Source organism: Methylopila musalis (assembly GCF_042679725.1).
GTDB lineage: Bacteria > Pseudomonadota > Alphaproteobacteria > Rhizobiales > Methylopilaceae > Methylopila > Methylopila musalis.
The window spans coordinates 1-26225 of sequence record NZ_JBHTMX010000024.1 but is presented as its reverse complement, the minus strand read 5'-3'; the positions used below and the strand labels follow the sequence as shown (position 1 = coordinate 26225).

Genomic DNA, 26225 nt, shown 5'->3' with positions numbered 1-26225 from the left:
CGGCTCGGCGCGCGCGACCTCGCGCTCGCCGCGGCGCTCGGCCATGGGGCGCTTGCGGTGACGCGGCGGCCCCGGGTCGCCATCCTCGCCACCGGCGACGAGCTGGTTCTCCCGGGCGCGTCCGTCGGCCCGGACCAGATCGTCGCCTCCAACGCCTTCGCCATCGCCGGCGCCGTGATCGCGGAGAGCGGCGAGGCGATCGATCTTGGCATCGCGCGGGACGACCGCGCCGACCTCGCCGCCGCGCTCGACCGCGCCTTCGCCGCCGAGCCGGACATCCTGATCACGCTCGGCGGCGCCTCCGTCGGCGACCACGATCTGGTGCAGCCGGCGCTGCTCGAGGCCGGCGTGACGTTCGACTTCTGGAAGATCGCCATGCGGCCGGGCAAGCCCATGATGGCGGGTCGCCGCGGCGGAACGCTCGCGCTCGGCCTGCCGGGCAATCCGGTGTCGTCGATCGTGTGCGCGCTGCTGTTCCTCGCGCCGGCGTTGCGTCGCCTGTCCGGCCGCGCCGACGTGGATCCGCTCCCCCGCGCCGCCCGCCTCGGCCGCGACATGCCCGCCAACGACCATCGCGAGGACTACATGCGCGCCGCCCTCCACGTGGGCGGGGACGGCGTGACGGTCGCGACCGCCTTCCCGCGGCAGGACTCCTCCATGCTTCGCCCGCTGGCGGAGGCCGAAGGCCTCCTCATCCGCCCCCCCCACGCCCCCGCCGCCCGCGCCGGCGACCCCTGCGTGGTGCTGGAGCTCCCGCACCCGCTCTGAGCGGGCGCCACCTGCCTTGTCCCGGCCTTGAGCCGGGACCCATTTCCGCCGACGCTTCCGTACGAAGCTCCACGCTCGCAGCTGGATTCTGCAACGGAGACGCATCTGGGTCCCGGCTCAAGGCTGGGACAAGTAAGGCGGCTCAGCGGCTGCACCGGCGATCTGCGCCGCACGCCAAAGCCACCGCGCCTCACTGAACGGCGAAGCGCGCGCCTCTTGTCCCGGCCTTGAGCCGGGACCCATTTCCGCCGACGCTTCCGGACGAAGCCCGACGCTCGCAGCTTGATCCTGCAACGGAGACGTTTCTGGGTCCCGGCTCAAGGCCGGGACAAGGAAAGGGTCGCCCCTGCGCTCGCGATCCGCACCGCATGCCAGAGACGACATACTTCAGCGAACGGCGAAGCGCGCGCCTCTTGTCCCGGCCTTGAGCCGGGACCCATTTCCGCCGACGCTTCCGGACGAAGCTCGACGCTCGCAGCTTGATTCTGCAGCGGAGATGTTTCTGGGTCCCGGCTCAAGGCCGGGACAAGGAAGGAGGCTCGCCCCTCTTACGACGCCACCTCGTCCGCCATGGTGGCGCCGCGGGCGCCTAAGGGGCGGGCGGCGCCGGTGGTGGTGTCGATCGCGGTCTGGTGCTCGAGTTCGGCGTTGAGCTCGCCGCCGAGCAGGACCACGATCACCGACATCCAGATCCAGGTCATGAAGCCAATGGCGGCGCCGAGCGAGCCGTAGGTTTCGTTGTAGGTGGCGAGGTTCTCCGCGTACCAGGAGAAGGCGATCGAGCCGCCGATCCAGAGCACCGCGGCGAGCAGCGAGCCCGGCATCGCCCAGCGCCATTTGGGCCGGCGGCGGCTGGGGCCGAAGCGGTAGAGCAGCGTCAGCGCCAGCAGCAGGCAGCCGAACAGCACCGGCCAGCGGCTGAGCTTCAGCAGCAGCTCCGCGCTGTGGCCGAGGCCCACGAACTCCAGCGCCACCGGCAGCACCACCACGGCGTTGAACGCGGTCAGCAGGAACAGGATCGCGCCGAGCGTGAAGGCGAGCGAGCGCAGATTGAGCCCGACGAAGGAGCGCTTCTCGCGCTCCTCGTAGACCACGTTCAGGGCGTCGAACAGCGCCTTCACCCCGGCGTTGGCGCTCCAGAGCGCCGCGCCGAGACCGAAAACGAAGGCGAAGCCGAGCGCGCCGTCGCTCTTGGTCACGATGCGGGCCACCTGCTCGCGGACGATTTCGAGCCCCGCCTGCGGCACCACGTCGGAGAAGGCCGAGAGATGCCCGTCGAGCGTGGCGAGGTCGGAGGTCAGGCCGTAGATCGAGACCAGCGCCACCAGCGCGGGGAAGATCGCCAGCAGGGCGTAGAAGGTCACGCCCGCCGCGACCGCCAGCAGGCGGTCGTTGGAGATTTCGGCGTAGACGCGGAGCGCGATGTCCTTCCAACCGCGCGGCGGGATCTCCACGGGCGTGTCGGCCGCGCGGCCCCGCGCCTGCTCCTCCGTCCCATGGAGATTCGGCGCCTCGGGCCCGCTCGTCTGCGGCCTGCGCGCGGGCCGCGCCGCCGCGAACCATCCATAGGCCAGCGCCCCGGCCGCGATCCCCGCGGCGCCCATAAGCACCGCGTCACCGTTCGCTTTCCGTCGTTCCACGATCTCGCCCCGCTTATCACTCGACAAGCCCAACGCCCGCGCGTTGAAAAGCGTTTCCCCGACCCCGGCATATTTTACAGAATGGGCCTGCGAATGTGTCTTTCGACACAAACCGCCGCCAATCGCTCCCGTAGGTTCGCCGCCATCAGGGGGACTCGATGCCGTTTCACGTGCGCTGGACCGAAAACAACGAAACCCGTTCCGCGCACGAGCCGACGGCGCGAGCCGCGCTGCGCCGCGCGGTGGCGGCGGAGACGGTCGGCCACGGCGACATCGAGGTGACGCTGCCCAATGGAACCACGCTGACCTCGTTCGAGCTGCGGGCGCTGGCGGCAATCGAAGACGAGTGAACTTGGCCGCCCAAGAGCCGAATGACGAAAAACCCGCCGCGGATCGCTCCGCGGCGGGTTTTTCGTCGGCGAACGGCGGTCGATCGTGGCTCAGTAGCGCTTGTAGCTCAGGAACTTGCCGGACATGGCGAACTTGACGCGGTCGCCCTTCTGGTCGGGCTGGCGCTCCATGGTCATGTCGAAGTCGATCGCGGACATGATGCCGTCGCCGAACTCCTCCTGGATCAGCTCCTTCCAGGTGGTGCCGTAGACCTGGATCAGCTCGTAGAAACGGTAGATCAGCGGGTCGGTCGGCGGAACCTGCGGCAGCGACCCGCGATAGGGGATTTCGGTCAGCAGGATCTCGGCCTCCTTTGGCAGGTCGAACAGCTCCGCCGCCTTGGCGGCCTCGCCGGGCTCCAGCCGCATCTGGCCGAGCAGCGCGGCGGTGACGACGATCGGCGAGGTGGAGACCGCGATCTTCTCGTGGATCTGCTTCCAGGTGAGGCCCTTCAGGCGCTTGGCGGAGAGGACGAGTTCGGTCACTTCGGCGCGTTTCATGGCGCGTTCCTTTCGAGGCGGGACACGGAGAGGGCGTTCGCCGCGCCGGACGGCGCGACGGTGACGGGAGTTGAGGATGGGCCGGCGCTCGACAGCGAGTCAGACCGCGGCGAGCGCCTCCGCGGGCGTCGGCCGCACCACCGGGACCTTGCGCGGGTCGTAGGTCTTGCCGGCGATCTCCTGGGCGAAGCTCTTCGAGCGGGAGACCAGGAACTCCAGCAGATGGTTGCGCAGAGGATAGTAGTTCGGGTGCTTGTGCATGGTCGTCGGGCGGCGGTCCGGCGGCAGCGTGTTCTCGACCACTTCGGCGATTTTCGCCTGCGGCCCGTTGGTCATGAGCACGATCCGGTCGGCGAGCAGCATGGCCTCGTCGATGTCGTGGGTGATCATGAACACCGTCTGCCGGGTCTCGGTGCAGATGCGCCGCACCTCGTCCTGCAGGCTGCCGCGGGTGAGCGCGTCGAGCGCCGAGAACGGCTCGTCCATCAGCAGCATCTTGGGCTCGATCGCGAGCGCGCGGGCGATGCCGACGCGCTGCTTCATGCCGCCGGAGAGCTCGGAGGGCTTCTTGTCCTCCGCGCCCGAGAGATGGACGAGGTTGAGGTAGAACCGGCAGTGCTCGCGCACCTTCTCCCGGCTCCATTCGGGATGGCGCGACGACACCGCGAAGGCCACGTTCTCCAGCGCCGTCATCCAGGGCAGCAGCGAATGGCCCTGGAAGATCACCGCCCGGTCGAGGCTCGGGCCGGAGATCTCCCGCCCGTCCACGATCACGGAGCCGTCGGTCGGGCGGTCCAGACCCGCCAGCACGTTCAGGATGGTAGTCTTGCCGCAGCCGGAATGGCCGATCAGACAGACGAACTCGCCGGGGTGGATCGGCAGCCAGATGTCCTCGAACACCGTGGTCTCGCCGCCGCCACGCTTCGGATAGCGCTTGGAGAGCGCCTCGACCGAGATGAGGGGCTTGGTCATGGGGCTCACTCCACGTAGGCCACGAGCCGCGCCGCGCGGGCGAGCGCCAGATCGAGCGCCATGCCCACGAGCCCGATCAGCAGGATCGCGGTGATGATGTTGCCGATCGAGAGGTTGTTCCACTCGTTCCAGACGAAGTAGCCGATGCCGGTTCCGCCCACGAGCATCTCGGCCGCCACGATCACCAGCCAGGCGATGCCGATGGAGATGCGCATGCCGGTCATGATGGTGGGCGCCGCCGCCGGCAGGATGACCCGGAGCGCCTTGCGCAGGCCCCCGACCTCCAGAGTGGCGGCCACGTTCAGCCATTCCTTGCGCACGCTCGCCACGCCGAAGGCGGTGTTGATCAGCATCGGCCACAGCGAGCAGATGAAGATTACGAAGATGGCGGAGACGCCGGAATCCTTGATCGTGTAGAGCGCGAGCGGCATCCAGGCGAGCGGCGAGATCGGCTTCAGGATCTGGATGAAGGGATCGAGCGCCCGGTAGAGCAGCGGCGACATGCCGATGAGGAAGCCGAGCGGGATCGCGACCGCGGCGGCGATCAGGTAGCCGATCAGCACCCGCCCCAGCGAATAGGCGAGCTGGATGCCGACGCCCTGGTCGTTGGCGCCGCGCACGTAGAACGGGTCCTTCAGGTGGCCCCAGAGCGTGGCGGCGACGTCGGCGGGCGTCGGGAAGGCGCTCTTCGCGCCTTGCGCCGCCGCGCCGGACACCAGCGCGGCGTATTCGGGATCGACGTCGCCCGCCGCCACGCCGCCGGTCGGCAGGGTGGCGAAGTGCCAGGCGCCGATCAGCGCCGCGAGGATCAGCAGCGACAGCAGGCCGGCGCGCAGCTCGAGGGAGCGGCTCATGCCCGCGCCCCCTCGACCCGGCCGCGCGCCGGGCCGCCGACGTCCGCGCGTTTCCGATCGCGGGCCGAGGATGAGAAAACGACGGCGCTCATCGTCAGCCCCGCTTGATCGCGAAGGAAGCCACGTAGTCCTCCGGCTTCGACGGATCGAACGGCTTGCCCATGATCGAGAAGGTCTTGGTGGTGGCCTCCGGCGGCGTCAGGCCGGCCTCGGCCATCAGCCTCTTGGCGTCGGTGGCGAGGAATACCTCGTTGGCGATGCGGGCGTAGTCCACCTCACCCTTGATCTGGCCCCAGCGCTTCATCTGCGTGAGGATCCAGACGCCGAAGCTCTCCCACGGGAACGGATCGAAGGCGATGCGGTCGGCGACCTTCTTCACCCCGCCGAGGCCGTCCGCATAGGTTCCGGTCAGCACCTGCTCCACCACCGTGACCGGCTGGTTGAGATAGTTCGCAGGCGCGATGGCGGCGGCGATCTCCTTGCGGTTCTCGGGCTTCTGGGCGTAGGCCGTCGCCTCGATGATCGCCTTCAGCAGCGCCTGATAGGTGCCGGGCGTCTCGGTGACGAACTGCCGCGAGGCCGAGAACACGCAGCAGGGATGGCCCTCCCACAGCTCCTTCGACAGCACGTGGATGAAGCCGACGCCGTCATAGACCGCGCGCTGGTTCACGGGGTCGGGCGCGAGGAAGCCGTCGATGTTGTCGGCGCGCAGGTTCGCGACCATCTCGGGCGGCGGCACGGCGCGGATCTGCACGTCGGTGTCGGGGTCGATCCCGTGCTCGGCGAGGTAGTAGCGCAGCAGGTAGTTGTGCATGGAGTAGTCGAAGGGCACGGCGAACTTCATGCCCTTCCACGACTTCGGATCGCGGCGGTCCTTGTGCTTCACCGACAGGGTGATGGCCTGGCCGTTCACGTTCTCGATCGCCGGGGCCGACCACGGGATAGGGTTCGAGCCGACGCCCATGGAGATGGCGAGCGGCATGGGCGAGAGCATGTGCGCCGCGTCGTATTCCTTGTTGATGGCCTTGTCGCGGATCACCGCCCAGCCGGCGGTCTTGACCACCTCCACCTTCAGCCCCTGCTTCTCATAGAAGCCCATGGGCGCGGCCATGATGATGGGGGTGGCGCAGGTGATGGGGATGAAGCCGACCTTGAGGTCGGTCTTCTCGGGCTTCAGGTTCTGCGCGAACACCTCGGTGGCGGTGGCGAGCGGGAACAGCGCGTTCACCGCCGCGACCGCGGTTCCGGCGCCGACCGCCGACAGGAAGGCGCGGCGGGTGGCGTCCTGCGGGAACAGGGCGCGCATCACCGCGCTTTCAACGACGCGGGCCGAGCGGGCGTCGGCGTCGCGGGTCTCGGCGGCGTGCTCGGCCTCGGTGGCGTGACGGCCGCAGGAGCAGCCGCCGGTGAGGCGGAAACGGGAATCGAACGGGTTCTGGAAAACGCTCATCGCGGCGACGGGCTCCGTCTGAAGATCTCTGCCCATGGTCAGAGCAGGAGCCGTGCCAACCCGCGCGACCGCCTCCAGCGGCTCATTTTCCAACGAAACGCCCGGACAACGCGAACTGACGAAATGTCGTCATTTACGATATATCGTGATCCGATCCACGAAATGTCGTAAGTGACGGCCATGTCCGGTTCGATCCTGCCCGCCGCCGCCTTTCACGCCGCAGCCGACGCCGCGCTGATCGTCGATCCGTTCGCCGACCGCATCCTCGCCGCCAACGCGCAGGCCGCCGCGCTGCTCGACCGGCCGGTGGAGGCGCTGGTGGGCGGCTCGCTCTCGGCGCTGCATCCGGGGCAGCTGCCGGCGCTGGTGGTGTTCTCGGAAGCCGTGCTGACGCAGGGGCGGCACTGGACGCGCTCGCTGACGCCGAGCCGGCCGGACGAGCGGGCGCTGCGGCTCGAATATGTGGGCGTGCGCCTCGGGGGCTCGGCCGCCGCCGGCCTGCTGTTCACGCTGTCCGATCTCGACGAGCGCCGCCGGCGCGACGCCAACGCCGAGGCCGACCTCTACATGCGCGACGGCATCGCCGAATGGCGGCGGGTGGAGCGCTTCTTCCAAGACGTGGAGCGGGAGAACCAGCTCATCCTGAAAGCCGCCGGCGAAGGCGTCTACGGCGTGAACGACGACGGCGTCACCACCTTCCTCAACCCCGCGGCGGAGCGCATGCTGGGCTGGCGGGCGGAGGAGCTGGTGGGGCGCAACATGCACGCCACCGTCCATCACCGCCACGCGGACGGCAGCCACTACCCCCACGACGACTGCCCGATCTACGCCGCCTTCCGGGACGGCGCCGTGCACCATGTCACCGACGAGGTGTTCTGGACCAAGGACGGCGCGCCGCTCTGGGTCGAATACACCTCGACCCCGATCCGCGACCGGGGCCGCATCGTCGGCGCGGTGGTGGTGTTCCGCGACATCGGCGAGCGCCGCAAGGCCGAGGCCCAGCTGAAGGCCGCGCTCGCGGAGGTCGAGGAGCTTCGCCTGCGGCTGGAGCTCGAGAACGCCTATCTGCAGGAGGAGATCCGCACCGAAAGCCGCCACCGGGGCGTGATCGGCGCGAGCGCCGCGATCCAGACCGTGCTGCGGCAGGTGGATCTCGTGGCGCCCACCGACGCCACCGTGCTCATCACCGGCGAAAGCGGCACCGGCAAGGAGCTGATCGCCCGCGCCATCCACGAGGCGAGCGGCCGCTCCCGCCGGCCGATGATCCGCGTCAACTGCGCGGCGATCCCCCGCGAGCTGTTCGAGAGCGAGTTTTTCGGCCACGCCCGCGGCGCCTTCACCGGCGCGCTGCGCGACCGGGTCGGCCGCTTCGAGCTCGCCGACGGCGGCACGCTGTTTCTGGACGAGGTGGGCGAAATCCCGCTGGAGCAGCAGAGCAAGCTGCTGCGCGTGCTGCAGGAGGGGCAGGTGGAGCGCGTGGGCGAGGAGCGCACCCGCGCGGTGGACGTGCGCGTCATCGCCGCCACCAACCGCGATCTGGAGGCGGAGGTGCGCAAGGGCGCGTTCCGGCGCGACCTGTTCTTCCGGCTGAACGTGTTCCCGATTCACTCCGTGCCCTTGCGCGAGCGCCCGGAGGACGTGCCCCCGCTCGCCCTCCACGCCCTGAAGCGCCACGGGCAGGGCCGGGACGACGCCGCGCTGTCCCTGAGCGAGGGCGATATGCGCCGCCTTGTGGCCTATGACTGGCCGGGCAACGTGCGGGAGCTTGAGAACGTGATCGAGCGGGCGGTGATCCTCGCCCGTGACGGCCGGGTGCGGATCGACCTCCCCGACGCCGCCCCGCGCCGGGCCGCACCCGCGGCCGTGGAGATCGCCGCCCTCGAATCCGCGGCCGGCGGGGTGCTGTCGGAAACCGAACGCCGCGCCCGCGACCGCGCCAGCATCCTCGCGGCGCTCACGGCGGCCGGCGGCAAGGTCTCCGGCCCCGGCGGCGCGGCGGAGCGCCTCGGTCTCAAACCCACCACCCTCGCCTCCCGCATGAAGGCGCTCGGCGTGGTGCGGCGGGGGTGAGCCGTCCTTACTTGTCCCGGGCTTGACCCGGGACCCAGAAACGTCAGCGTCTCAGAACAAGGCGTCTCGACCGAAGCGCTCTACCCTAAAACCGAAGCGTCTCTGGGTCCCGGGTCAAGCCTGGGACACGAGACGCGGCGCGTCAGGCGACCGCGGCGAGGCCGTGTTTGCCGCCGGCGGCCAGGGTGGCGTCGAGGAAGGCGACCATGTGGGCGATGGCCGTGCGGGCCTCGGGCAGGAAGCGGGCGAAGGCCTGCCAGACGTGGGGCATCTCCGGCCACACCTCCAGCGTGGCGGGCGTGCCGGCGGCGCACAGCGCGGCGTGGAGGCGAACTGCGTCGTCGCGCAGGATCTCGCTGCCGCCGCATTGCAGGAAGCAGGGCGGCAGGCCGGAGAGGTCGCCGAACAGCGGCGACAGAAGCGGATCGCGCAGGTCCCGGCCCGAGGCGTAGGCGTCCACCACCAGCGGCAGGCCCGCGGCGTCGAGGAAGGGGTCGAGCCCGGCGTTGCCGCTCATACTGTCGCCGCTGCCGGTCATGTCCACGAAGGGCGACAGGCCGACCGCCGCCGCCGGCAAAGGCAGCCCGTCCGCCTTCAGCCGCAGCAGCAGCGCGAACGCCAGATTGCCGCCGGCGCTGTCGCCGACCAGCGCGACGGCGTCCGGCGCGGCGGCCTCCTCCAGCAGCGCGGCGTAGACCGCGACCGCGTCGGCGAGCGCGGCCGGGAACGGATGCTCGGGCGCGAGCCGGTAGTCCGGCACTACGGTCTCCGCGCCGACGCCCCGCGCCAGCCGCCCGGCGATGCCGCGATGGGTGCGGGGGGAGCCCGCCACGAACGCGCCGCCGTGCAGGTAGAGCAGCGTCCGCCCTCCCCGGTGGCCGATGGCGGTGTGGCGCTCCACCGCGACACCGCCGACGGCGTCCGCCCGGCGGACCACGTTGCGTGGGAAATCGGGAGCGACGCGCGCCACCGCGTCCACCTCGCGCCGCAGGCGGATCACGTCGGGATTGTGCTCCAGCCGCGGCTTGACGGCGTAGCGCAAAACGAGGTTCAGCATGCGCGCCTGGGCGCTGACCGGGCCTTCCATCGCTCGACTCCTGACGCTGCGCCGCAGCATGTTCGACGATCGAGCCCGGCGATTGAAGCGAAAACGGGGCGGCGCATCGCCGCTTTGAGCCTGTCGCGGGCGCCGCAGGCGGGCGGCTTGTGGCATGGTCCGGCGATCAGCGGATCGAACGAATCGGATACGGACGGCGGATGGCGGGCGGCGACAACGCAGACGGCGCGGAAAACGGTCTCCCGTTCGGGAGCGCGCTTCCGTCGGCGCAGAAGCCCGACGCCAAACGGGCCGCCCCGCGCCCCGCGCCCCGCTCCGAGACGCCGGGAGAAGCGGGCTACACCGCCATCGACATCGAGGTGCTGGAGGGGCTGGAGCCGGTGCGTCGGCGGCCCGGCATGTACATTGGCGGCACCGACGAAAAGGCGCTGCACCACCTGTTCGCCGAAGTGCTCGACAACGCCATGGACGAGGCGGTGGCGGGCCACGCCAGCTTCATCGCGGTGGAGGTCGGCCTCGACGGGTCGGTGACGGTGACGGACAACGGCCGCGGCATTCCGGTGGACCCGCACCCGAAGTTCCCGCAGAAGTCCGCGCTCGAGGTCATCATGACCTCCCTGCATTCCGGCGCGAAGTTCGACGGCAAGGCCTACGAGACCTCGGGCGGCCTGCACGGCGTGGGCGTCTCGGTGGTGAACGCCCTTTCGGAACGCGTCGAGGTGGAGGTAGCGCGCAACCAGAAGCTCTACCGGCAGATCTTCTCACGCGGCCTGCCGCTCGGGCCGCTGGAGCCTGTGGGCGCGGCGCCGAACCGGCGCGGCACCCGCGTCACCTTCCGGCCGGACGAGCAGATCTTCGGCGCGGGCGCGCGGCTGAAGCCCGCGCGCCTGTTCCAGATGGCGCGCTCCAAGGCCTATCTGTTCTCGGGCGTGAAAATCCGCTGGAGCTGCCCGGCGGAGCTGCTGGCGGACGCCGGCGACACGCCGGACCGGGCCGAGCTGCATTTCCCCGGCGGGCTGAAGGACTATCTGGCGGCGAGCCTCGCCGGCCGATCGCAGGCGGCGGAGCTGTTCACCGGCGCCCACAAGCGCGCCGGCGGCCACGGCGCGGTGGAATGGGCCGTCGCCTGGACCGACGACGGCGACGACGGTTTCTCCCGCTCCTACTGCAACACGGTCCCAACGCCCGAGGGCGGCACGCACGAGCAGGGGCTGCGCATGGCGCTGCTGCGGGGCCTCAAGGCCTACGCCGACCTCACCAACGTGAAGCGCGCCGCGATCCTCACCGGCGAGGACGTGGTGAACGGCGCAGCCATGATGCTGTCCGCCTTTATCCGCGAGCCGGAGTTCCAGGGCCAGACGAAGGAGCGCCTTGCCACGCCCGAGGCGGCGCGCATCGTCGAGACGGCGGTGAAGGACGCCTTCGACCACTGGCTCGCAGCCTCCCCCCAACAGGCCAACCGGCTGCTGGAGCACGTCATCGCCCGGGGCGAGGAGCGGCTGCGCCGCCGCGCCGAGAAGGACGTCGCGCGCAAGACCGCCACCCGCAAGCTGCGCCTGCCGGGCAAGCTCGCCGATTGCAGCCAGGCGGGCTCGAAGGGCTCGGAGCTGTTCATCGTGGAGGGCGACTCCGCCGGCGGCTCCGCCAAGCAGGCCCGCGACCGCGCCACCCAGGCGGTGCTCCCCTTGCGCGGCAAGATCCTGAACGTGGCGAGCGCCGGCGCCGACAAGCTCGCCCAGAACCAGCAGCTCGCCGACCTGCTGCTCGCGCTCGGCTGCGGCGCGCGGGCGCGCTACGTGGAGAACGAGCTGCGCTACGAGCGGGTGATCGTGATGACCGACGCCGACGTGGACGGCGCCCACATCGCGTCCCTGCTGATGACGTTCTTCTTCCGGGAGCTGCCGGAGCTGATCCGCAACGGCCACCTGTTCCTCGCGGTGCCGCCGCTCTACCGGATCAGCCATGGCGGAACCACGGTCTACGCCCGCGACGACGCCCACAAGGACGAGCTGCTCGCCAGCAAGGCGTTCCGCAACAAGAAGGTGGAGATCGGCCGCTTCAAGGGCCTCGGCGAGATGCTGCCGGCCCAGCTGCGCGACACCACCATGGCGCACGCGAAGCGCACGCTGCTGAAGGTCGAGATCGCCGAAGCGGCGCGCGAGGACACCCGCGACACGGTGGACCGGCTGATGGGCACCAAGCCCGAGGCCCGCTTCCGCTTCATTCAGGAGCGCGCGGCCTTCGCGGGCGATCTGGTCGACATCTGACGGGCGACACGCACCGGCGCGCGGCCACATCGCGGTCGTTGTTGGCGGTCATGCTGCGGCGAAGGATGATGACCGGCTCGACCGACGAGGCCCCGCCCATGCCACGCAGCCCTCTCCCCGCCGCGGCGCTCGCCGCCCTTCTTATCGCCTCTCCAGCGCTCGCCCAGACGGCGCCGGCCCCCTCGCCGCAGGCGCCCGCCGAGAAGGTCGATCCCGGCCCGGTGCGGCCGGACCCGACCACGCCCGCCGCCCCGGAAACGCCGGAGGGCGAGGCCGAAGCGGAGGCGCCCGCCGACGATCCGCTCGGCGTCGCCGCCAACGTGACGGTGGCGCGGATCGCGAGCCCGTGGAGCACGGCCGACGGCAAGGGCTTCTCCCGCGTCATCGGCGTGATCGACGGGACGCGGCAGCGGTTTTACGCCCAGTGGCTGACCGAGCCGGACGGCCGCGTGATCGAGACCCGCGAGATCGAGAACGAGGACGCCGCCCGGCTGACCTTCGGCGACATCCGCGCCGAACCCGGCTCCACCGGCGGCGTCACCCTGTTTCTCGACACGCAGGCCGATCGGGACGGCCTGCGTGACACCTGGGTGCTGATCCTCGGCGCGCCGGGGGAGATCCGGTTCGGCCCAGCGATGAACTGATCCCCGGCCGTCAGGCCGTGATCTCCTTCGCCGTGATCTTGTAGCGGAAGCCGTCGGCGTCGAGGCAGTCGAGCCGGCCGGCCGCCGTCTCCGCCTGCGGATACATCAGGAAGCCGAGCTTCGGCCCGCTGGAGCCGGGAAGCGCCACGTCGTGGGCGTCGTTGAAGGCGATCCAGTTGGTCTCCCAGGCGCCGAGCAGGGCCGCCCGCGCCGCCGCGACCTTTGGGTCGTCGAGCTTCAGATTGGCCGGCGGCTCCTCCAGCGCGACCTTGCGCACGTCCGCCGGATCGGCCGGAACCCAGCCCGGCCCGTCGAGCCACACCTCCGCCCGGCAGTGCTGCGCCTTGGTGATCGTCTCGGAATTGGCCCCGAGGCTCTTGTAGCCGAAGCGGGAGGGAGCGACGCGGATGCCGTAGATGTCGCGCGCCGGCACGCCGACCGCGCGCACCAGCCCCACGAACAGCGCGTTCAGATCGGCGCATTTGCCGCCGAGATTGCCGCTCTCCAGCATGGAGGCCACGTCGCCCAGGCCGCAGCCGCGCACCTTGGCGTCGCGGAAGGTGTTGGTCACCACCCACTCGTAGATCGCCCGCACCTTCTCCCGGTCGGTGGCGGCGCCGCCGACGATGGAGAGCGCCGTCTTGCGCACGATACCGTCGGTGGGGATCAGGTCGGTGGCGGCGAGGTTGCGCTCACGCTCGGCGGCGGAGAGCGCCGGCGCGCCGCCGGCCGGCAGGTCCACGGCGCGGTCGCGGGTCGAGACCCGGCTCACCACCGCGAGCTTCGGCGCCTCGGCGCCCTCGCGCCACTCCGCCTGCACGAGGCCGGCCTCGCCCTCGATCAGCTTCGCCGTCGTCGCGTCACCCTCGAAGCTCGAGCCTTCGGGCCGCGTCCAGTCGTCGACGCGGAAGGCCGCGGTCGGAACCCACACCCGCGCCGCGCCCTTGGTCGGCGGCAGCTCAACCTCGGTGCGGATTTCGAACGTGCGCCAAGCGCCGGGCTTTGGCGCGAAGGCCGGCGCGGCCTGCGCCCGGCCGATCGTGGGGACGGCGGCCAGCGCCACGGCGGCGACGCTGCCCTGCAACAGAGTTCTGCGGTCCATCATCTCACCTGCTCCTTCATGTCCGCCGGGCGGTCTGCGCCGCCTCGGCCAAATGCCGTCAGGGCGCGCCGAGCGACCTGATCGCGTCGTCCGTCTCGGAGGCGCTCCAGTCCACGGGGCCGCTCGCGACCCGCGCCACGGCGCCGCCTGGCGCGAGCGCGATCGTGCTCGGCAGCACCTTCACGCCGAGCGCCCGGGCGACGCCCCGGTCCTCGTCCACGGCGACGGGAAAGCCGAGCGCGAAGGGGCCCACGAAACGGGCGACGCGCATGGCGGGCTCGCCCACATCGACGCCGATCACGGTGATGCGCTTCGCGTTCGCGGCCACGAAGCGCGCCAGTTCCGGCAGCTCCGCCCGGCAGGGCGCGCACCAGGTGGCGAAGAAGTGTAGCAGCACAGGCTTGTCCGGCCGCGCGGTGAGCGCGATCGGCGCGCCGTCCAGTCCCGGAAGCTGAAGCGTAGGCGCGGAGATCGGCGCGGGCGGCGCGAAGGGCGCGAACGCGATGTCCTCGGCGGAGGCGGCGCCCGCGGCGGCCATGACGACCAGCGTCGCCAGAAGCGTTTTGGGGCGGAAAGGCTGGATCGCCGTCACGCGGCAGACTCCCAGTGGCGCGCGGCCCATCGGCTGCGGTCAATCGTCACGATGGGACGGGCGGCCGACGCGGTCAACGCCGCAGCCCCGCGCTCGCTGCAATCGTGATCGCCCTGTGCGGACATGCTCCGAAGGGATGCGGCGCGGGCGCGGCGCGTATATGGTCGCGCCCCGCAATCGCACTCAATCCGCCGAGACGCCCTTATGACCGTGACGTTCGCCGACGTGGAGGCCGCCGCCCGGCTGCTGGAAGGGGCGGTCTCGCCCTCGCCCATGCTGGCGGCGCCGAAACTCTCCGCGCTCACCGGCGCGGACGTGCGCGTGAAGTACGAGAACTTCCACGTCACCAACGCCTTCAAGGAGCGCGGCGCGGTCTCGAAACTGGCGCGGCTGACGGCGGAGGAGCGCGCCCGCGGCGTCATCGCCATGTCGGCGGGCAACCACGCGCAGGCGGTGGCCTATCACGCCACCCGGCTCGGCATCCCCTCCATCATCGTGATGCCGGACACCACGCCCCATGTGAAGGTGGCGGCGACGCGGGGCTTCGGCGCCGAGGTGGTGCTGGACGGCGAGACCGTGGCCGAGGCGCAGGTGCGCGCCAGCGCCATCGCGCTGGAGCGCGGCCTCACCTTCGTCCACCCCTATGACGACCCCTATGTGATCGCGGGTCAGGGCAGCATCGCCATGGAGATGCTCGCCGCCGATCCCGATCTCGACTGTCTGGTCGTGCCCATCGGCGGCGGCGGGCTGATCTCGGGCATGGCGATCGCGGCCAAGACGATCAAGCCGGGCATCGAGGTGATCGGCGTCGAGGCGGCGCTCTACCCCGCCATGTGGAACGCGCTGCGCGGCGAGGAGCTTCCGGTGGGGGGCCCGACGCTCGCGGAGGGCATCGCGGTCAAGAACGTCGGCGTGCTGACGCGCGAGATCGTGGCGCGGCTGGTGGACGACATCGTGCTGGTGTCGGAGGCCGAGCTCGAGCGCGCGGTGAACGCCTATCTCATCCACCAGAAGACGCTGGCCGAAGGCGCGGGCGCTGCGGGGCTCGCGGCGCTGTTCGCCCAGCCGGAACGCTTCGCCGGCCGCAAGGTCGGCCTCGTGCTCTGCGGCGGCAACATCGACCCGCGCATCCTGGCCTCGATCATGGTGCGGGAGCTGGAGCGCGACCAGAAGATCCTCGCCTTCCGCATGACCATCGCCGACCGGCCCGGCATGCTGGGCCTGATCTCGGGCAAGCTCGGCGAGCTCGGCGCCAACATCATCGAGGTGCATCACCAGCGCCAGTTCCTCGACGTGCCCGCCAAGGGCGCGACGCTGGACGTGACGGTGGAGACCCGCGACCACGCCCATGCGGAGGCCATTCTGGCCGCCTTCCGGGAGATCGGCCTGCCCTGCCGCAGGCTCGACAGCGGCGCCGGAGGGTGACGAGGCGTCGGAATCGCTTGGGTTCCGGGCCGGCCTTGCCTATAAGGGCCGCACGCCGCGACCGTCCGGCCCGCCGGGCGGCGCTTCAGATCGACCCCCGCAACGGCTCGCTTTTTGACCCCGGTCGTCTTCGTCCTCAACGGTCCCAATCTGAACCTCCTCGGCCTGCGCGAGCCCGCCATCTACGGCGCCGGCACGCTCGCGGACCTGGAGCAGCAGTGCCGCGCCTCCGCCGCGCGGCTGGGCCTGAGCGCGGACGTGCGGCAGTCGAACCATGAAGGCGACCTCGTGGACTGGATCCAGGAGGCGCGCACGGCGGCGCAGGGCATCGTGCTGAACGCCGGCGCCTTTACCCACACCTCGGTCGCGATCCACGACGCCCTGCGCGCCGTCGGCCTGCCCGTGATCGAGGTTCATCTGAGCAACGTGCACGCCCGCGAGAGCTTCCGTCACCACTCCTTCGTGTCTCCGGTCGCGGCCGGCGTCATCGTGGGGTTGGGAACCGACGGCTATGACTTCGCCCTCGAGGCCCTCGCCCGCCGCATCTCGCGGCGCGACCCATCATCTGAGCCGATCACGGCGTGAGCCCGCCCGTCGGAGAGCGACATCCATGAGCAAGCCCCCCGCCAAGTCCTCCATCGATCCGGAGCTGATCCGCGAACTCGCGAAGCTACTCTCGGAGAGCGACCTCAGCGAGATCGAGGTCGAGGTCGAGGACCTTCGCATCCGCGTCGCCCGCCACGTGCAGGCGCAGGCCACCGTCTACGCGCAGGCCGCCCCCGCGGCGCCGGTCGCCGCGCCCGTGCCGTTCGCGGCCGAGCCCGCCGCCGCGAGCGACCCCGCCAAGAACCCGGGCGCGGTGACCTCGCCCATGGTCGGCACCGCCTATCTCGCGCCCGAGCCCGGCGCGAAGGCCTTCGTGGAGGTCGGCTCCTCCGTCCGGCAGGGCCAGACCCTGCTGATCGTCGAGGCCATGAAGACCATGAACGCGATCCCCGCGCCGAAGTCCGGCGTGGTGCGCGAGATTCTGATCACCGACGGCCAGCCGGTCGAGTTCGGCGAACCGCTGCTGATCGTGGATTGATCCGGCGATGCCGAACATCCAGAAGGTTCTGATCGCCAACCGCGGCGAGATCGCGTTGCGCATCCTGCGCGCCTGCAAGGAGCTCGGCATCGCGACCGTCGCGGTGCACTCCACCGCCGACGCCAACGCCATGCATGTGCGGCTCGCGGACGAGAGCGTCTGCATCGGCCCGCCCGCCGCCCGCGACAGCTATCTGAACATCCCGTCGCTGCTGGCGGCCGCCGAGATCACCGGCGCGGACGCCGTGCATCCGGGCTACGGCTTCCTGTCCGAGAACGCGCGCTTCGCCGAGATCCTCGAGGAGCACGGCCTCGTCTTCATCGGGCCGAAGCCCGAGCACATCCGCATCATGGGCGACAAGATCGCCGCCAAGCAGACCGCCAGGCGCCTCGGCATCCCGGTTGTGCCGGGCTCCGACGGCGGCGTCACCGACGACGAGGAGGCCCGCCGCGTCGCGGAAGGCATCGGCTTCCCCGTGCTGGTGAAGGCGGCGTCCGGCGGCGGCGGCCGCGGCATGAAGGTCGCCATGACCGCCGACGACCTGTCGGAGGCGCTTCAGACCGCCCGCTCGGAGGCCAAGGCCGCCTTCGGCGACGACGCGGTCTATCTGGAGAAGTACCTCATCCATCCGCGCCACATCGAGGTGCAGGTGCTGGGCGACGGCGAAGGGGCCGCGATCCATCTGGGCGAGCGCGACTGCTCGCTGCAGCGCCGCCACCAGAAAGTGTGGGAGGAGGCGCCCTCGCCCGCCCTCACCCAGGAGGAGCGCGAAAAGATCGGCGAGACGGTCGCCCACGCCATGCGCGAGCTGAAGTACCGCGGCGTCGGCACCATCGAATTCCTGTACGAGAACGGCGAGTTCTACTTCATCGAGATGAACACCCGCATCCAGGTGGAGCATCCGGTGACGGAGATGATCACCGGCATCGACCTGATCAACGAGCAGATCCGCATCGCCAGCGGCGCGCGGCTCTCGATCGCGCAGGAGGACGTGACCTTCCGCGGCCACGCCATCGAGTGCCGGGTCAACGCCGAGAACGCCGAGACCTTCCGCCCCTCGCCGGGCCGGATCGAGTATTACCACGTGCCGGGCGGCCTCGGCGTGCGCGTCGACTCCGCCGCCTATCAGGGCTATTCGATCCCGCCGAACTACGACAGCATGATCGGCAAGCTCATCGTCCACGGCCGCAACCGCGCCGAGTGCCTGATGCGCCTGCGCCGCGCGCTGGACGAGTTCGTGGTGGACGGCGTGGACACCACGCTGCCGCTGTTCCGCCGGCTGGTGCGCAACCCGTCCATCCAGGACGGCGATTACGACATCCACTGGCTGGAGACGATGCTGGCGGAGACCAGCGGTCGCGGAGACGCGTGATCACGCGCGGAGGACGGCCGGACAGCCGATGACCCGGGTCAACGACGTGCTGGTGGAGATCACGCCGGATGTGCTGCTGAAGGCTTACGCCTGCGGCATCTTTCCGATGGCCGACAGCGCGGACGATCCGGGCCTGTTCTGGATCGAGCCGGAGCTTCGGGGCGTCGTGCCGCTGGACGGGTTCCGCGTCTCCTCCCGGCTCGCCCGCACCGTGCGCTCGGACCTGTTCGAGATCCGGGTCGACAGCGCCTTCGAGGCGGTGCTCGACGGCTGCGCCGCGCCGGCGCCCGACCGGCCCAAGACCTGGATCAACGCCCGCATCCGCCGGCTTTACAGCGATCTTCACGCCATGGGCCATTGCCACAGCGTGGAGGCGTGGCGCGAGGGGCGGCTGGTGGGCGGGCTCTACGGCGTGCGGCTGGGCGCGGCCTTCTTCGGCGAGAGCATGTTCCACACCGAGCGCGACGCCTCCAAGGTGGCGCTGACGCATCTGGTGGCGCGGCTGCGGCGCGGCGGATTCCGCCTGCTCGACACCCAGTTCGTCACCGACCACCTGCGCACCTTCGGGGCGATCGAGACGCCGAAGCGCGTCTATCACCGCATGCTGGACGAGGCGCTGGCCTGCGACGCGGACTTCTTCTGCTGGCCGAAGGGCGAGCCCGTCTCGGGCGCCGAAGCGCTGCAGGAGCTTGTAACCCTTCGGTAACCACGACGACGGACACTGCCCCGGTCGCGCCTGAGGCGCCGCCTGTGCGAGTACCGCCGATGAACGCTCACTATCGCCGCGCGTCCCTCGTCGTCGACGACGATCGTTCGGCCACCTTCTGGTCGTCGCGCCGGCCGACCATCGATCTCGTTCCCGAACCCTCCCTGTTTCACCGCCTGCGCCCGGCGCTGCCTTATGCGGCCGCTGTGGTCGCGGTCGCGGCCCTCGTCACCGGCGCCGCGACGCTTGCGACCACGCCGCTGATGACCGACGGCGTCGAGGACGTGGCCGCGCTCGACGCCCGCGCCATGGGGCTCGCGGCGGCGCTCGATCCCACGGGCCAGTCCGCGCGCGACGCCGCGATGGACCGCAAGGTGGCGCAGATGCAATCCGAGATGACGCGCCTGCGCCGTGCGCTCGACCAGTCGAAAAAGGGGCAGGCCGCGCTCGCCAAGAGCGCCGCCGGACAGGACGAGATCAAGGCGCTGAAGGCCAAGATCGCAGATCTTGAGAAGACGCTCGACGCCTCCCGTCAGGCCTCCGCCGGCAAGATCGACGAGCTGACCCGCATGGTCGAGGCCGCCAAGACGCAGGCCGCGACCGTGGAGACGGCGAAGGCGGAACCGGCGAAGCCCGCGGAGAGCCCCCAGCTCGCGGACCTGCGCGACCGGGTCGAGAAGATCGAGAAAGCCTCCGCCGCGACCGTCGCGGACGCCAACCCCAAAGCGACCGACCCCGAGACCACCGGCAGCATCTCGGCGGCCGACGGCGCGGGCTCGATCGTGAAGAACTGGAGCGTGCGCGAGGTGTCGGAGGGCGTCGCCCGGCTCGACGGCCGCCACGGCCTGATTGAGGTGCGGCGCGGCGACGACACGCCGGAGTTCGGCCGGGTGCGCGCCGTGGAGCGCCGCGACGGCCGCTGGGTGGTCGTCACCGACCGGGGACTGGTTCTCCAGCGGCCCTGAGAGGGGCCCCGTCAGCCCTTCGCTTTCGCCGCCTTCTTGGCCTTCTGGGCGGCGCGCAAGCGCGCGGCGCGGCCGGGCTTGGTGATCTGGTGGGCGCGGGCGATGGCGAGCGCGTCCGCCGGCACGTCCTCCGTCACCACGCTGCCGGTGCCCACATAGGCGCCGTCGCCGATCGTCACCGGCGCGATCAGGGCCGTGTTGGAGCCGATGAAGGCGTCGGCGCCGATGTCGGTGCGGAACTTCGACACGCCGTCGTAATTGCAGGTGATGGTGCCCGCGCCGAGATTGGCGCGCGCGCCCACCCGGGCGTCGCCCACATAGGTCAGGTGGTTGAGCTTGGCGCCCTCCTCCACCTCGGCGTTCTTCACCTCGACGAAGTTGCCGACCCGCGCGCCCGCGCCGAGCGTCGCGCCGGGCCGCAGCCGCGCGAACGGGCCGACGGAGACGCCCCGTCCCACATGCGCGCCTTCGAGATGGCTGAAGGCATGGATGACCGCGCCGTCCTCCACGGTCACGCCGGGGCCGAACACCACGTTCGGCTCCACCGTCACGTCGCGGCCGAGCGCGGTGTCGTGGGAGAAGAAAACGGTCTCCGGCGCGATCAGCGTGGCGCCGTTCTCCAGCGCCGCGGCGCGCAGGCGGTTCTGGAACGCGGCCTCCACGGTCGCGAGCTGGGCGCGGGTGTTCACGCCCTGCACCTCCGCCTCCGGCGCGGCCTCCACCGCCACCGCCAGCCCGGACAGCACCGCCACCTCCACCACGTCGGTGAGGTAGAACTCGCGCTTGGCGTTCTGGTCGCCGATGCGGTCGAGCAGATCGAGCGCGCGGGCGCCCGCGAGCGACATCAGCCCGCCGTTGGACAGGCGGATCGCGCGCTCCTCGTCGGTGGCGTCCTTCTCCTCGCGGATCGCCACCAGATTGGGGCCCTCGGAGATGAGCCGGCCATAGCCGGTGGGGTCCTGCGCCTCGAAGCCGAGCACGGCGACGCCCGCGCCCCGCGCCAGCGGCGCCCGCAGGCGCTTCAGCGTCTCGGCCCGGACCAGCGGCGTGTCGCCGTAGACGATCAGGACGTCGTCGTAGCCCTCCGCCAGAACCTCGCGCGCCGCGAGCACGGCGTGCGCGGTGCCGCGCCGCTCCTCCTGCACGAAGACGCGGGCCTCCGGCGCGAGCTTCGCAGCCTCCGCCGCCACGTCCTCGCGGCCCGGCCCCACGACCACCGCCAGCGCCTCGGAGCCCGCGTCGCGCGCCGTCGCCAGCACATGGCCCAGCAGCGAGCGCCCGGCAGCGCGGTGCAGCACCTTCGGCAGGTCGGAGCGCATGCGCGTGCCTTCGCCGGCCGCGAGCACGATGGTGAGGCAACGGCGAGCGGCGGAGGCGGTCATAAGCGGTTCCGGATCTGCGGCGTCAGGGCGGCGCGCCCTCCGAGTCAGGACGCGCAGGAACCTTGGCCGCAATTCCTCACGGCCCGCAACCTCGCGCGGCGACGGAATTCCACATGATCAAGCGGCGACTCAGGTATCTTTCGCCCGCAACCTGCCTCCCCGCTGCCCTGGCGGACCGTCAGCCGCCACACGGACCCGCGCGTGACCCACGAACCGCCTCACGATCCCTATGACGTCGTGCACCGGCTCGACCGGCCGACGCCCTCGATGGTGTGGGGGCTGGTCATGGCCGTGGCGCTGCTTGCGGCCGGAATCGCGGCGTTTCGCGGCGGCGGCCACGGCGCGCCGGGCGCGGACGCCTCGGCGCTGGAGGTGGCGCGGCTCGAGCGGGAGGTGCGGCGCATCGCAGCCGAGCGCGACGATCTTTCCCGCCGCATGGCGACGCTGGAACGGGGCGTGGGCGAATTGAAGATCGCGGCGATCGCCCAGCGCCCGTCGGGCGCGACCGGTTCGATCTCCACCGGCGCCGGGGCGTTCGCCCTGTCGCTCGGCGTCGAGATGTCGGCGGAGGCGGCGCGCCGCCGCTGGAGCGCGCTCGGCGCGCGCTATCCCCGCACGCTCTCGGGCCTTGCGGCGAAGGTCGCCCGACGCCCGGGCGGCGCGCTGGAGCTCCTCGCGGGGCCCTTCGCCACCGCGGAAGCGGCCGCCCGCGCCTGCGCCGAGCTTGCGGCCCCGGCCACGCCGTGCGACCCAGTGCCCTTCACGGGTGAACCGCTCGAGAGGCTGTGATTTTCGCCGCAGGTTTCGGCTGTGAGCGATATTTCGCCGCTGGCGCATTGGAAATCATGTGTCTCTGCAGCATTATTTAGGCCTCGTCTCAATGTCGAACGGCTCCCGGACGGGCGGCGACGCCCGTGTTTTTCATCGCCCATGAACCGTCGCAGCTTCCTCGCAGGCGCGCTCGCCGCGCCCATGATCGCCACGGCCAACGCGCAGGACGCGCCGAAGCCTGACGCGCCGCCGCCTCCGCCGGACCTGTTCGCGGAGAACGCGCCGTTCTCCCGGGAGGCGCTGGACGAGACCGCGCGCCTGCTGGCCACCCGCCCCTTCGAGGCCCCGGCGAGCCAGCTTCCCAACGGCTACGCCGATCTGGCGCAGGACGTGTTCCGGTCCATCAAGACCGCGCCCGGCCGCTCCATCTGGTCGCAGGACAATCGCGGCGTCACGGTGGACCCGCTGCCGGGCGGCTGGATCTACCGTTCGCCGGTCCGCGTCTCCCTGATCGAGGACGGCAAGGTCCGGCCGGTGCCGAACGACACGTCCTGGTTCGATTTCGGCCGCGCGCCGCCGCCGCCCGCCGACAAGCCGTTCCCGTTCTCGGGCCTCTCCGCCAGCGCTGGCATCGACGCCGCCGGCCAGCTGCGGGAGTTCGCGCAGTTTCAGGGAGGTGCCATCTTCCGGGCGCTCGCGCGCGGGCAGGTGTTCGGCGCTTCGGCCCGCGGCCTCGCCATCGACACCGGCGAGCCGAACGGCGAGGAGTTCCCGCTGTTCCGCGCGCTGTGGGTGGAGCGGCCGCAGGCGGCGGCCAACACGCTTGAGATCTACGCCCTACTCGACAGCCGCCGCGTCACCGGCGCCTACCGGCTGACGCTGCGCCCCGGCGAGATCACGGTGGTGGACGTGGAGTTCACCCTGTTCCCGCGCGAGGACCTCGGCCATGTGGGCGTCGCGCCCATGACGTCGACGTTCTATTTCGGCCCGAACGACCGCGTCGGCGTGGACGACGTGCGCGGCCGGGCCCACCGCTCCGAGGGGCTGCAGATTTGGAACGGCGGCGGCGAGTGGATCTGGCGGCCGCTGTCCAACCCGACCGAGCTGCAGATCAGCGTGTTCACCGACAAGAACCCGCGCGGCTTCGGCCTGCTGCAGCGCCAGCGCGCCTTCGCCGCCTACAACGACCTCGGCCGCCGCTACGACCGCATGCCGAGCGCCTGGGTGGAGCCGATCGGCGACTGGGACGACGGGCAGTTCCAGCTGCTGGAGATCCCGACCGAGTCGGACGTGAACGAGAACATCTACTGCTACTGGCGCCCCAAGGCGCCGCTGAAGGCCGGCGAGCGCTTCTCCCGCGCCTACCGCCTGCACTGGTGCTGGACGCCGCCGGACAGGCCCGCGAGCGCGGTCTGCGCGGGCAGCTACTGCGGCTCGGCCGGCGGACGCCGGCGGCGCTTCGTGGTGGACTTCGTCGGCGACGCGGTGGCCGACCCTGCCCGCGCCGACCAGATCCGCCCGATGGTGAGCGCGACCGTCGGCCAGATCCGCGATCCGAAAGGTCGCCACAATCCGGAGATCAAAGGCTACCGCGTGACCTTCGACCTCGATCCCGGAAACGACGAACTGAGCGAGCTGCGCATGGTGTTGGAAGCCGACGGAAAGCCGGTCAGCGAGACCTGGCTGTATCGATGGACCGCATGACGACGGACGCCGAACCGCTCCGGGCGACTCCGCCCGAAACGCCCTTCACGCCCGCGCTGCCGCCGGAACGGCCGGTGGAGATGCCGGCCCAGCCGCTGAAAAGCTGGTCCAGGGATCAGGTTCGCCCGCGCGCCAACCCCGCCGGCTGGCGCACGCCCGTGTTCAGCCGCCTTGTGGTCGCCGCCGTGACGCTCGCGACGGTCGCCGTCGGCGCCTCGCAGATGTACCGCGTGGTCGAGGTCGGCGGCGTCACCGTGCTCGAATGGGCGCTGCTGGTCCTGTTCGTGATCAACTTCTCCTGGATCGCGCTCGCCTTCGCCAGCTCGATCGTGGGGTTCGGCGCGCTGTTCGGGCGCGCGGCGCTGCAGCAGCCGGACCTGCCCCCGTCGCTCGCCTCCCGCACCGCGGTGGTGATGCCGATCTACAACGAGCAGCCGAGCCGGGTGTTCGGCGCCGTGGGCGCGGTCGCCGAGGACATCCGCCGCCTCGGCTTCAATCCGCATTTCGACTACTTCCTGCTCTCCGACACCACCGATCCCGACGTCTGGATCGCGGAGGAGAAGGCGTTCCTGCTGCTGCGCGAGCAGCTCGGCCCGGACATCAACCTCTATTACCGCCACCGCGCCAAGAACCACCGGCGCAAGGCGGGCAACATCGAGGACTTCGTCACACGCTGGGGCGGCGCCTACGATCATATGCTGATCTTCGACGCCGACAGCCTCATGACCGGCCATGCGGTGATCGCGCTCGCCTCCGCCATGGAGAACGATCCGGACGCGGGCGTCATCCAGACGCTGCCGCTGGTCATCAACCGCAACACGCTGTTCGCCCGGCTTCAGCAGTTCGCAAGCCGGGTCTACGGGCCGGTGATCGCCGCCGGCATCTCGGTCTGGTACGGCCGCGACGGCAACTATTGGGGCCACAACGCCATCATCCGCGTCCAGGCCTTCGCGGAGGGCGCCGGCCTGCCGGACCTGCCCGGCAAGCCGCCTTTCGGCGGGCTGATCCTGTCCCACGACTTCGTGGAGGCGGCGCTGATCCGCCGCAAGGGCTGGGCGGTCTACATGCTGCCGCGGATCGAGGGCTCCTACGAGGAGAGCCCGCCCTCCCTGATCGACGTCGGCCAGCGCGACCGGCGCTGGTGCCAGGGCAACCTGCAGCACACCGCCCTGCTCACCACCCGCGGCCTGCACCCGCTGTCGCGGCACCATTTCCTGAACGGCATCTTCTCCTACCTCGCCTCGCCGTTCTGGATGTTCATGCTGCTCTGCGGCCTCGCGCTCGCCCTGCAGGCGAACTTCATCCGCCCGGAATACTTCACCGACGAGTTCTCGCTGTTCCCGGCCTGGCCGCGCTTCGACGCCGAACGGGCGCTGCAGCTGTTCGGCGCCACCATGGCGATTCTGATCGCGCCGAAGCTGTTTGGCCTGATCATCCATCTGATGGACGGTCCGGCGCGCCGCGCCGGCGGCGGCTTTTTCCGCATCATCATCTCGGCCGTGATCGAGATCGTCATGTCGTCGCTGATCGCGCCGGTGATGATGCTGGTGCAGTCGGGCTCCGTGTTCCAGATCCTGCTGGGGCAGGCCACGGGCTGGAACCCGCAGCGGCGCGACGACGGCTCGATCCCCTTCTCCGACATCGTGCGTCGCCACCGCTGGCACACGGTGCTGGGCGTTGTGACGCTGATCACCGCGCTGATGATCGCGCCGTCGCTGGCGGGCTGGATGTCGCCCACCATCGCCGGCCTGCTGATGGCGATCCCGCTGTCGTTCCTGTCGGGCCATCTGGGCTCGGGCCTCGCGCTGAAGCGCCTCGGCCTGCTGCTGATCCCGGAGGAGACGCATACGCCCGAGATCGCGACGCTCGCCCGCGAGAGCGGCCGCAAGCTCGCCGCGGCCGGCTCCGACGACGTGGACGGGCTCGCCGCCCTGCACGACGACCCGGCCTTCTTCGAAGCGCATGAGCGCATGCTGCCGCCGGCCCCCCGCCGCCCGCGCGGGGCGATCGAGGCCGACCGCGTCATGGCCGGGGCGAAGCTGTCCGAGGCCGAGACGCTGGCCGAGGCGCAGAGCTGGCTGACGCCGAAGGAGCGCACCGTCGTGCTGCACGACCGCGCCCTGCTCGACCTGCTGGCGCGCCTGCCGCGCGCCGGAACCGCCGCCGCGGAGCGCGCCTGATCAGGGCCTGAGAAAAAAGCGCGAGCGCCTGGAACCATCCTGCGGCGGTCGCGTTTGTCTGACGCAAACCCTCCGCGGGCGTTTTCCGACCCGTACCTCAACTCTCTTCGACCCCAAGCCGCCCGCGCCCCGGGCGGCTTCTTTTTTTGGCTTGAGACGTCAGACCTCGAGCGCCGCCTCGAACGGCAGGAAGCCGATCAGGTCGCCGTCGCGCACCTCCGCCCGGCCGGCGGGAATGACGGCCAAGCCCTCCGCCGCGATCAGCGGCGCAAGCCGGGCGGAGCCGCCGCGTCCGAGCTTGCGCGCGCGGGGCAGGCCGCCGCGCCCGAC

24 protein-coding genes are annotated in these 26225 nt (G+C 71.0%); 14 read left to right on the top strand and 10 right to left on the bottom strand.

The annotated features are described in order from the left end of the window. Positions 1-768 (top strand): molybdopterin molybdotransferase MoeA (locus ACFQ4O_RS05295; protein WP_378774615.1); only part of this gene is annotated, 768 nt, incomplete at its 5' end. Between the two features lie 548 nt (positions 769-1316). Here the strand turns inward: ACFQ4O_RS05295 and ACFQ4O_RS05290 are convergent. After that, entirely contained in the window at positions 1317-2372 is a 1056-nt protein-coding gene (locus tag ACFQ4O_RS05290) for a YihY/virulence factor BrkB family protein (protein ID WP_378774614.1), read from the bottom strand. Positions 2373-2566: 194 nt separating this feature from the next. Between ACFQ4O_RS05290 and ACFQ4O_RS05285 the strand changes: the two genes are divergently transcribed. Then, positions 2567-2758, top strand: a complete 192-nt coding sequence (locus tag ACFQ4O_RS05285; protein ID WP_378774613.1) for a hypothetical protein — start codon at positions 2567-2569, stop codon at positions 2756-2758. Between the two features lie 90 nt (positions 2759-2848). Here ACFQ4O_RS05285 and cynS read toward each other — a convergent pair whose 3' ends face one another. The 4 genes from cynS to ACFQ4O_RS05265 form a co-directional block, all read right to left on the bottom strand. Beyond that, positions 2849-3298, bottom strand: a complete 450-nt coding sequence (gene cynS / locus ACFQ4O_RS05280; RefSeq protein ID WP_378774612.1) for a cyanase — start codon at positions 3296-3298, stop codon at positions 2849-2851. Positions 3299-3397: 99 nt separating this feature from the next. Next, positions 3398-4270, bottom strand: a complete 873-nt coding sequence (locus ACFQ4O_RS05275) for an ABC transporter ATP-binding protein (protein WP_378774611.1) — start codon at positions 4268-4270, stop codon at positions 3398-3400. Positions 4271-4275: 5 nt separating this feature from the next. Beyond that, positions 4276-5124 (bottom strand): nitrate ABC transporter permease, encoded by an 849-nt coding sequence (ntrB, locus tag ACFQ4O_RS05270; RefSeq protein ID WP_378774610.1) that lies wholly within the window; start codon positions 5122-5124, stop codon positions 4276-4278. A gap of 94 nt (positions 5125-5218) precedes the next feature. Then, positions 5219-6574, bottom strand: coding sequence for a CmpA/NrtA family ABC transporter substrate-binding protein (locus ACFQ4O_RS05265; RefSeq protein ID WP_378774609.1), 1356 nt, complete (start codon positions 6572-6574; stop codon positions 5219-5221). Between the two features lie 180 nt (positions 6575-6754). Here ACFQ4O_RS05265 and ACFQ4O_RS05260 point away from each other — a divergent pair, with 180 nt between their 5' ends. Next, a complete protein-coding gene (locus ACFQ4O_RS05260) occupies positions 6755-8644 on the top strand; it encodes a sigma-54 interaction domain-containing protein (RefSeq protein ID WP_378774607.1) in 1890 nt (629 codons plus the stop codon). A 142-nt stretch (positions 8645-8786) separates the two neighbouring features. Here the strand turns inward: ACFQ4O_RS05260 and ACFQ4O_RS05255 are convergent, their stop codons facing one another. Beyond that, complete coding sequence (locus ACFQ4O_RS05255) at positions 8787-9731, bottom strand: alpha/beta hydrolase (RefSeq protein ID WP_378774606.1); 945 nt, start codon at positions 9729-9731, stop codon at positions 8787-8789. A gap of 170 nt (positions 9732-9901) precedes the next feature. Here ACFQ4O_RS05255 and parE point away from each other — a divergent pair, with 170 nt between their 5' ends. Next, entirely contained in the window at positions 9902-11968 is a 2067-nt protein-coding gene (parE, locus tag ACFQ4O_RS05250; RefSeq protein WP_378774605.1) for a DNA topoisomerase IV subunit B, read from the top strand. Between the two features lie 98 nt (positions 11969-12066). Further along, the gene (locus ACFQ4O_RS05245) at positions 12067-12612 is read left to right on the top strand and encodes a hypothetical protein (protein WP_378774604.1); all 546 of its coding nucleotides are present in this window, start codon (positions 12067-12069) and stop codon (positions 12610-12612) included. 10 nt (positions 12613-12622) lie between these two features. Here ACFQ4O_RS05245 and ACFQ4O_RS05240 read toward each other — a convergent pair whose 3' ends face one another. Both ACFQ4O_RS05240 and ACFQ4O_RS05235 read right to left on the bottom strand, forming a co-directional pair. Continuing rightward, positions 12623-13714 (bottom strand): transglutaminase-like domain-containing protein, encoded by a 1092-nt coding sequence (locus tag ACFQ4O_RS05240; RefSeq protein WP_378774603.1) that lies wholly within the window; start codon positions 13712-13714, stop codon positions 12623-12625. A 58-nt stretch (positions 13715-13772) separates the two neighbouring features. Further along, positions 13773-14306, bottom strand: coding sequence for a TlpA family protein disulfide reductase (locus tag ACFQ4O_RS05235; RefSeq protein WP_378774602.1), 534 nt, complete (start codon positions 14304-14306; stop codon positions 13773-13775). A 204-nt stretch (positions 14307-14510) separates the two neighbouring features. On the opposite strand from ACFQ4O_RS05235, the gene ACFQ4O_RS05230 reads away from it, so the two are divergent. From ACFQ4O_RS05230 to ACFQ4O_RS05205, 6 genes are all read left to right on the top strand, one after another. After that, positions 14511-15731, top strand: coding sequence for a threonine ammonia-lyase (locus ACFQ4O_RS05230; protein WP_378774601.1), 1221 nt, complete (start codon positions 14511-14513; stop codon positions 15729-15731). 114 nt (positions 15732-15845) lie between these two features. Continuing rightward, on the top strand, positions 15846-16316 hold the full coding sequence (aroQ, locus tag ACFQ4O_RS05225) for a type II 3-dehydroquinate dehydratase (RefSeq protein WP_378774600.1): 471 nt from the start codon (positions 15846-15848) through the stop codon (positions 16314-16316). 25 nt (positions 16317-16341) lie between these two features. Continuing rightward, positions 16342-16815, top strand: coding sequence for an acetyl-CoA carboxylase biotin carboxyl carrier protein (gene accB, locus ACFQ4O_RS05220; RefSeq protein ID WP_378774599.1), 474 nt, complete (start codon positions 16342-16344; stop codon positions 16813-16815). A gap of 7 nt (positions 16816-16822) precedes the next feature. Next, positions 16823-18187: an acetyl-CoA carboxylase biotin carboxylase subunit gene (accC, locus tag ACFQ4O_RS05215; RefSeq protein WP_378774598.1), complete on the top strand. Its 1365-nt coding sequence runs from the start codon at positions 16823-16825 to the stop codon at positions 18185-18187. Positions 18188-18215: 28 nt separating this feature from the next. Further along, entirely contained in the window at positions 18216-18893 is a 678-nt protein-coding gene (gene aat, locus ACFQ4O_RS05210) for a leucyl/phenylalanyl-tRNA--protein transferase (protein WP_378774597.1), read from the top strand. A gap of 59 nt (positions 18894-18952) precedes the next feature. Then, a complete protein-coding gene (locus tag ACFQ4O_RS05205; RefSeq protein ID WP_378774596.1) occupies positions 18953-19858 on the top strand; it encodes a hypothetical protein in 906 nt (301 codons plus the stop codon). 11 nt (positions 19859-19869) lie between these two features. Here ACFQ4O_RS05205 and glmU read toward each other — a convergent pair whose 3' ends face one another. Beyond that, entirely contained in the window at positions 19870-21240 is a 1371-nt protein-coding gene (gene glmU / locus ACFQ4O_RS05200) for a bifunctional UDP-N-acetylglucosamine diphosphorylase/glucosamine-1-phosphate N-acetyltransferase GlmU (protein ID WP_378774595.1), read from the bottom strand. A 201-nt stretch (positions 21241-21441) separates the two neighbouring features. Here glmU and ACFQ4O_RS05195 point away from each other — a divergent pair, with 201 nt between their 5' ends. The 3 genes from ACFQ4O_RS05195 (at position 21442) to mdoH (ending at position 25895) form a co-directional block, all read left to right on the top strand. Then, positions 21442-22029, top strand: a complete 588-nt coding sequence (locus ACFQ4O_RS05195) for an SPOR domain-containing protein (RefSeq protein WP_378774594.1) — start codon at positions 21442-21444, stop codon at positions 22027-22029. A 141-nt stretch (positions 22030-22170) separates the two neighbouring features. Further along, positions 22171-23715, top strand: coding sequence for a glucan biosynthesis protein (locus ACFQ4O_RS05190; RefSeq protein WP_378774593.1), 1545 nt, complete (start codon positions 22171-22173; stop codon positions 23713-23715). Further along, positions 23703-25895, top strand: a complete 2193-nt coding sequence (mdoH, locus tag ACFQ4O_RS05185) for a glucans biosynthesis glucosyltransferase MdoH (RefSeq protein WP_378774592.1) — start codon at positions 23703-23705, stop codon at positions 25893-25895. Before ACFQ4O_RS05190 ends, mdoH begins: the two co-directional genes overlap by 13 nt. A gap of 159 nt (positions 25896-26054) precedes the next feature. On the opposite strand, the gene ACFQ4O_RS05180 is transcribed toward mdoH, so the two are convergent. Beyond that, positions 26055-26210 carry a hypothetical protein gene (locus ACFQ4O_RS05180; protein WP_378774616.1) on the bottom strand — a complete coding sequence of 52 codons (156 nt, stop codon included), beginning with the start codon at positions 26208-26210 and terminating at the stop codon, positions 26055-26057. Positions 26211-26225 lie beyond the last annotated feature (15 nt).

Bases quoted from the DNA above. Each gene is read 5' to 3' on its own strand.
- aat (WP_378774597.1), top strand. From the start codon at position 18,216: ATGACCCGGGTCAACGACGTGCTGGTGGAGATCACGCCGGATGTGCTG.
- parE (WP_378774605.1), top strand. From the start codon at position 9,902: ATGGCGGGCGGCGACAACGCAGACGGCGCGGAAAACGGTCTCCCGTTC.
- ACFQ4O_RS05285 (WP_378774613.1), top strand. From the start codon at position 2,567: ATGCCGTTTCACGTGCGCTGGACCGAAAACAACGAAACCCGTTCCGCG.
- ACFQ4O_RS05245 (WP_378774604.1), top strand. From the start codon at position 12,067: ATGCCACGCAGCCCTCTCCCCGCCGCGGCGCTCGCCGCCCTTCTTATC.
- ACFQ4O_RS05205 (WP_378774596.1), top strand. From the start codon at position 18,953: ATGAACGCTCACTATCGCCGCGCGTCCCTCGTCGTCGACGACGATCGT.
- ACFQ4O_RS05275 (WP_378774611.1), bottom strand. From the start codon at position 4,270: ATGACCAAGCCCCTCATCTCGGTCGAGGCGCTCTCCAAGCGCTATCCG.
- ACFQ4O_RS05255 (WP_378774606.1), bottom strand. From the start codon at position 9,731: ATGGAAGGCCCGGTCAGCGCCCAGGCGCGCATGCTGAACCTCGTTTTG.
- ntrB (WP_378774610.1), bottom strand. From the start codon at position 5,124: ATGAGCCGCTCCCTCGAGCTGCGCGCCGGCCTGCTGTCGCTGCTGATC.
- glmU (WP_378774595.1), bottom strand. From the start codon at position 21,240: ATGACCGCCTCCGCCGCTCGCCGTTGCCTCACCATCGTGCTCGCGGCC.
- mdoH (WP_378774592.1), top strand. From the start codon at position 23,703: ATGGACCGCATGACGACGGACGCCGAACCGCTCCGGGCGACTCCGCCC.
- cynS (WP_378774612.1), bottom strand. From the start codon at position 3,298: ATGAAACGCGCCGAAGTGACCGAACTCGTCCTCTCCGCCAAGCGCCTG.
- accB (WP_378774599.1), top strand. From the start codon at position 16,342: ATGAGCAAGCCCCCCGCCAAGTCCTCCATCGATCCGGAGCTGATCCGC.
- accC (WP_378774598.1), top strand. From the start codon at position 16,823: ATGCCGAACATCCAGAAGGTTCTGATCGCCAACCGCGGCGAGATCGCG.
- ACFQ4O_RS05290 (WP_378774614.1), bottom strand. From the start codon at position 2,372: ATGGGCGCCGCGGGGATCGCGGCCGGGGCGCTGGCCTATGGATGGTTC.
- ACFQ4O_RS05190 (WP_378774593.1), top strand. From the start codon at position 22,171: ATGAACCGTCGCAGCTTCCTCGCAGGCGCGCTCGCCGCGCCCATGATC.
- ACFQ4O_RS05240 (WP_378774603.1), bottom strand. From the start codon at position 13,714: ATGGACCGCAGAACTCTGTTGCAGGGCAGCGTCGCCGCCGTGGCGCTG.
- ACFQ4O_RS05230 (WP_378774601.1), top strand. From the start codon at position 14,511: ATGACCGTGACGTTCGCCGACGTGGAGGCCGCCGCCCGGCTGCTGGAA.
- ACFQ4O_RS05265 (WP_378774609.1), bottom strand. From the start codon at position 6,574: ATGAGCGTTTTCCAGAACCCGTTCGATTCCCGTTTCCGCCTCACCGGC.
- ACFQ4O_RS05260 (WP_378774607.1), top strand. From the start codon at position 6,755: ATGTCCGGTTCGATCCTGCCCGCCGCCGCCTTTCACGCCGCAGCCGAC.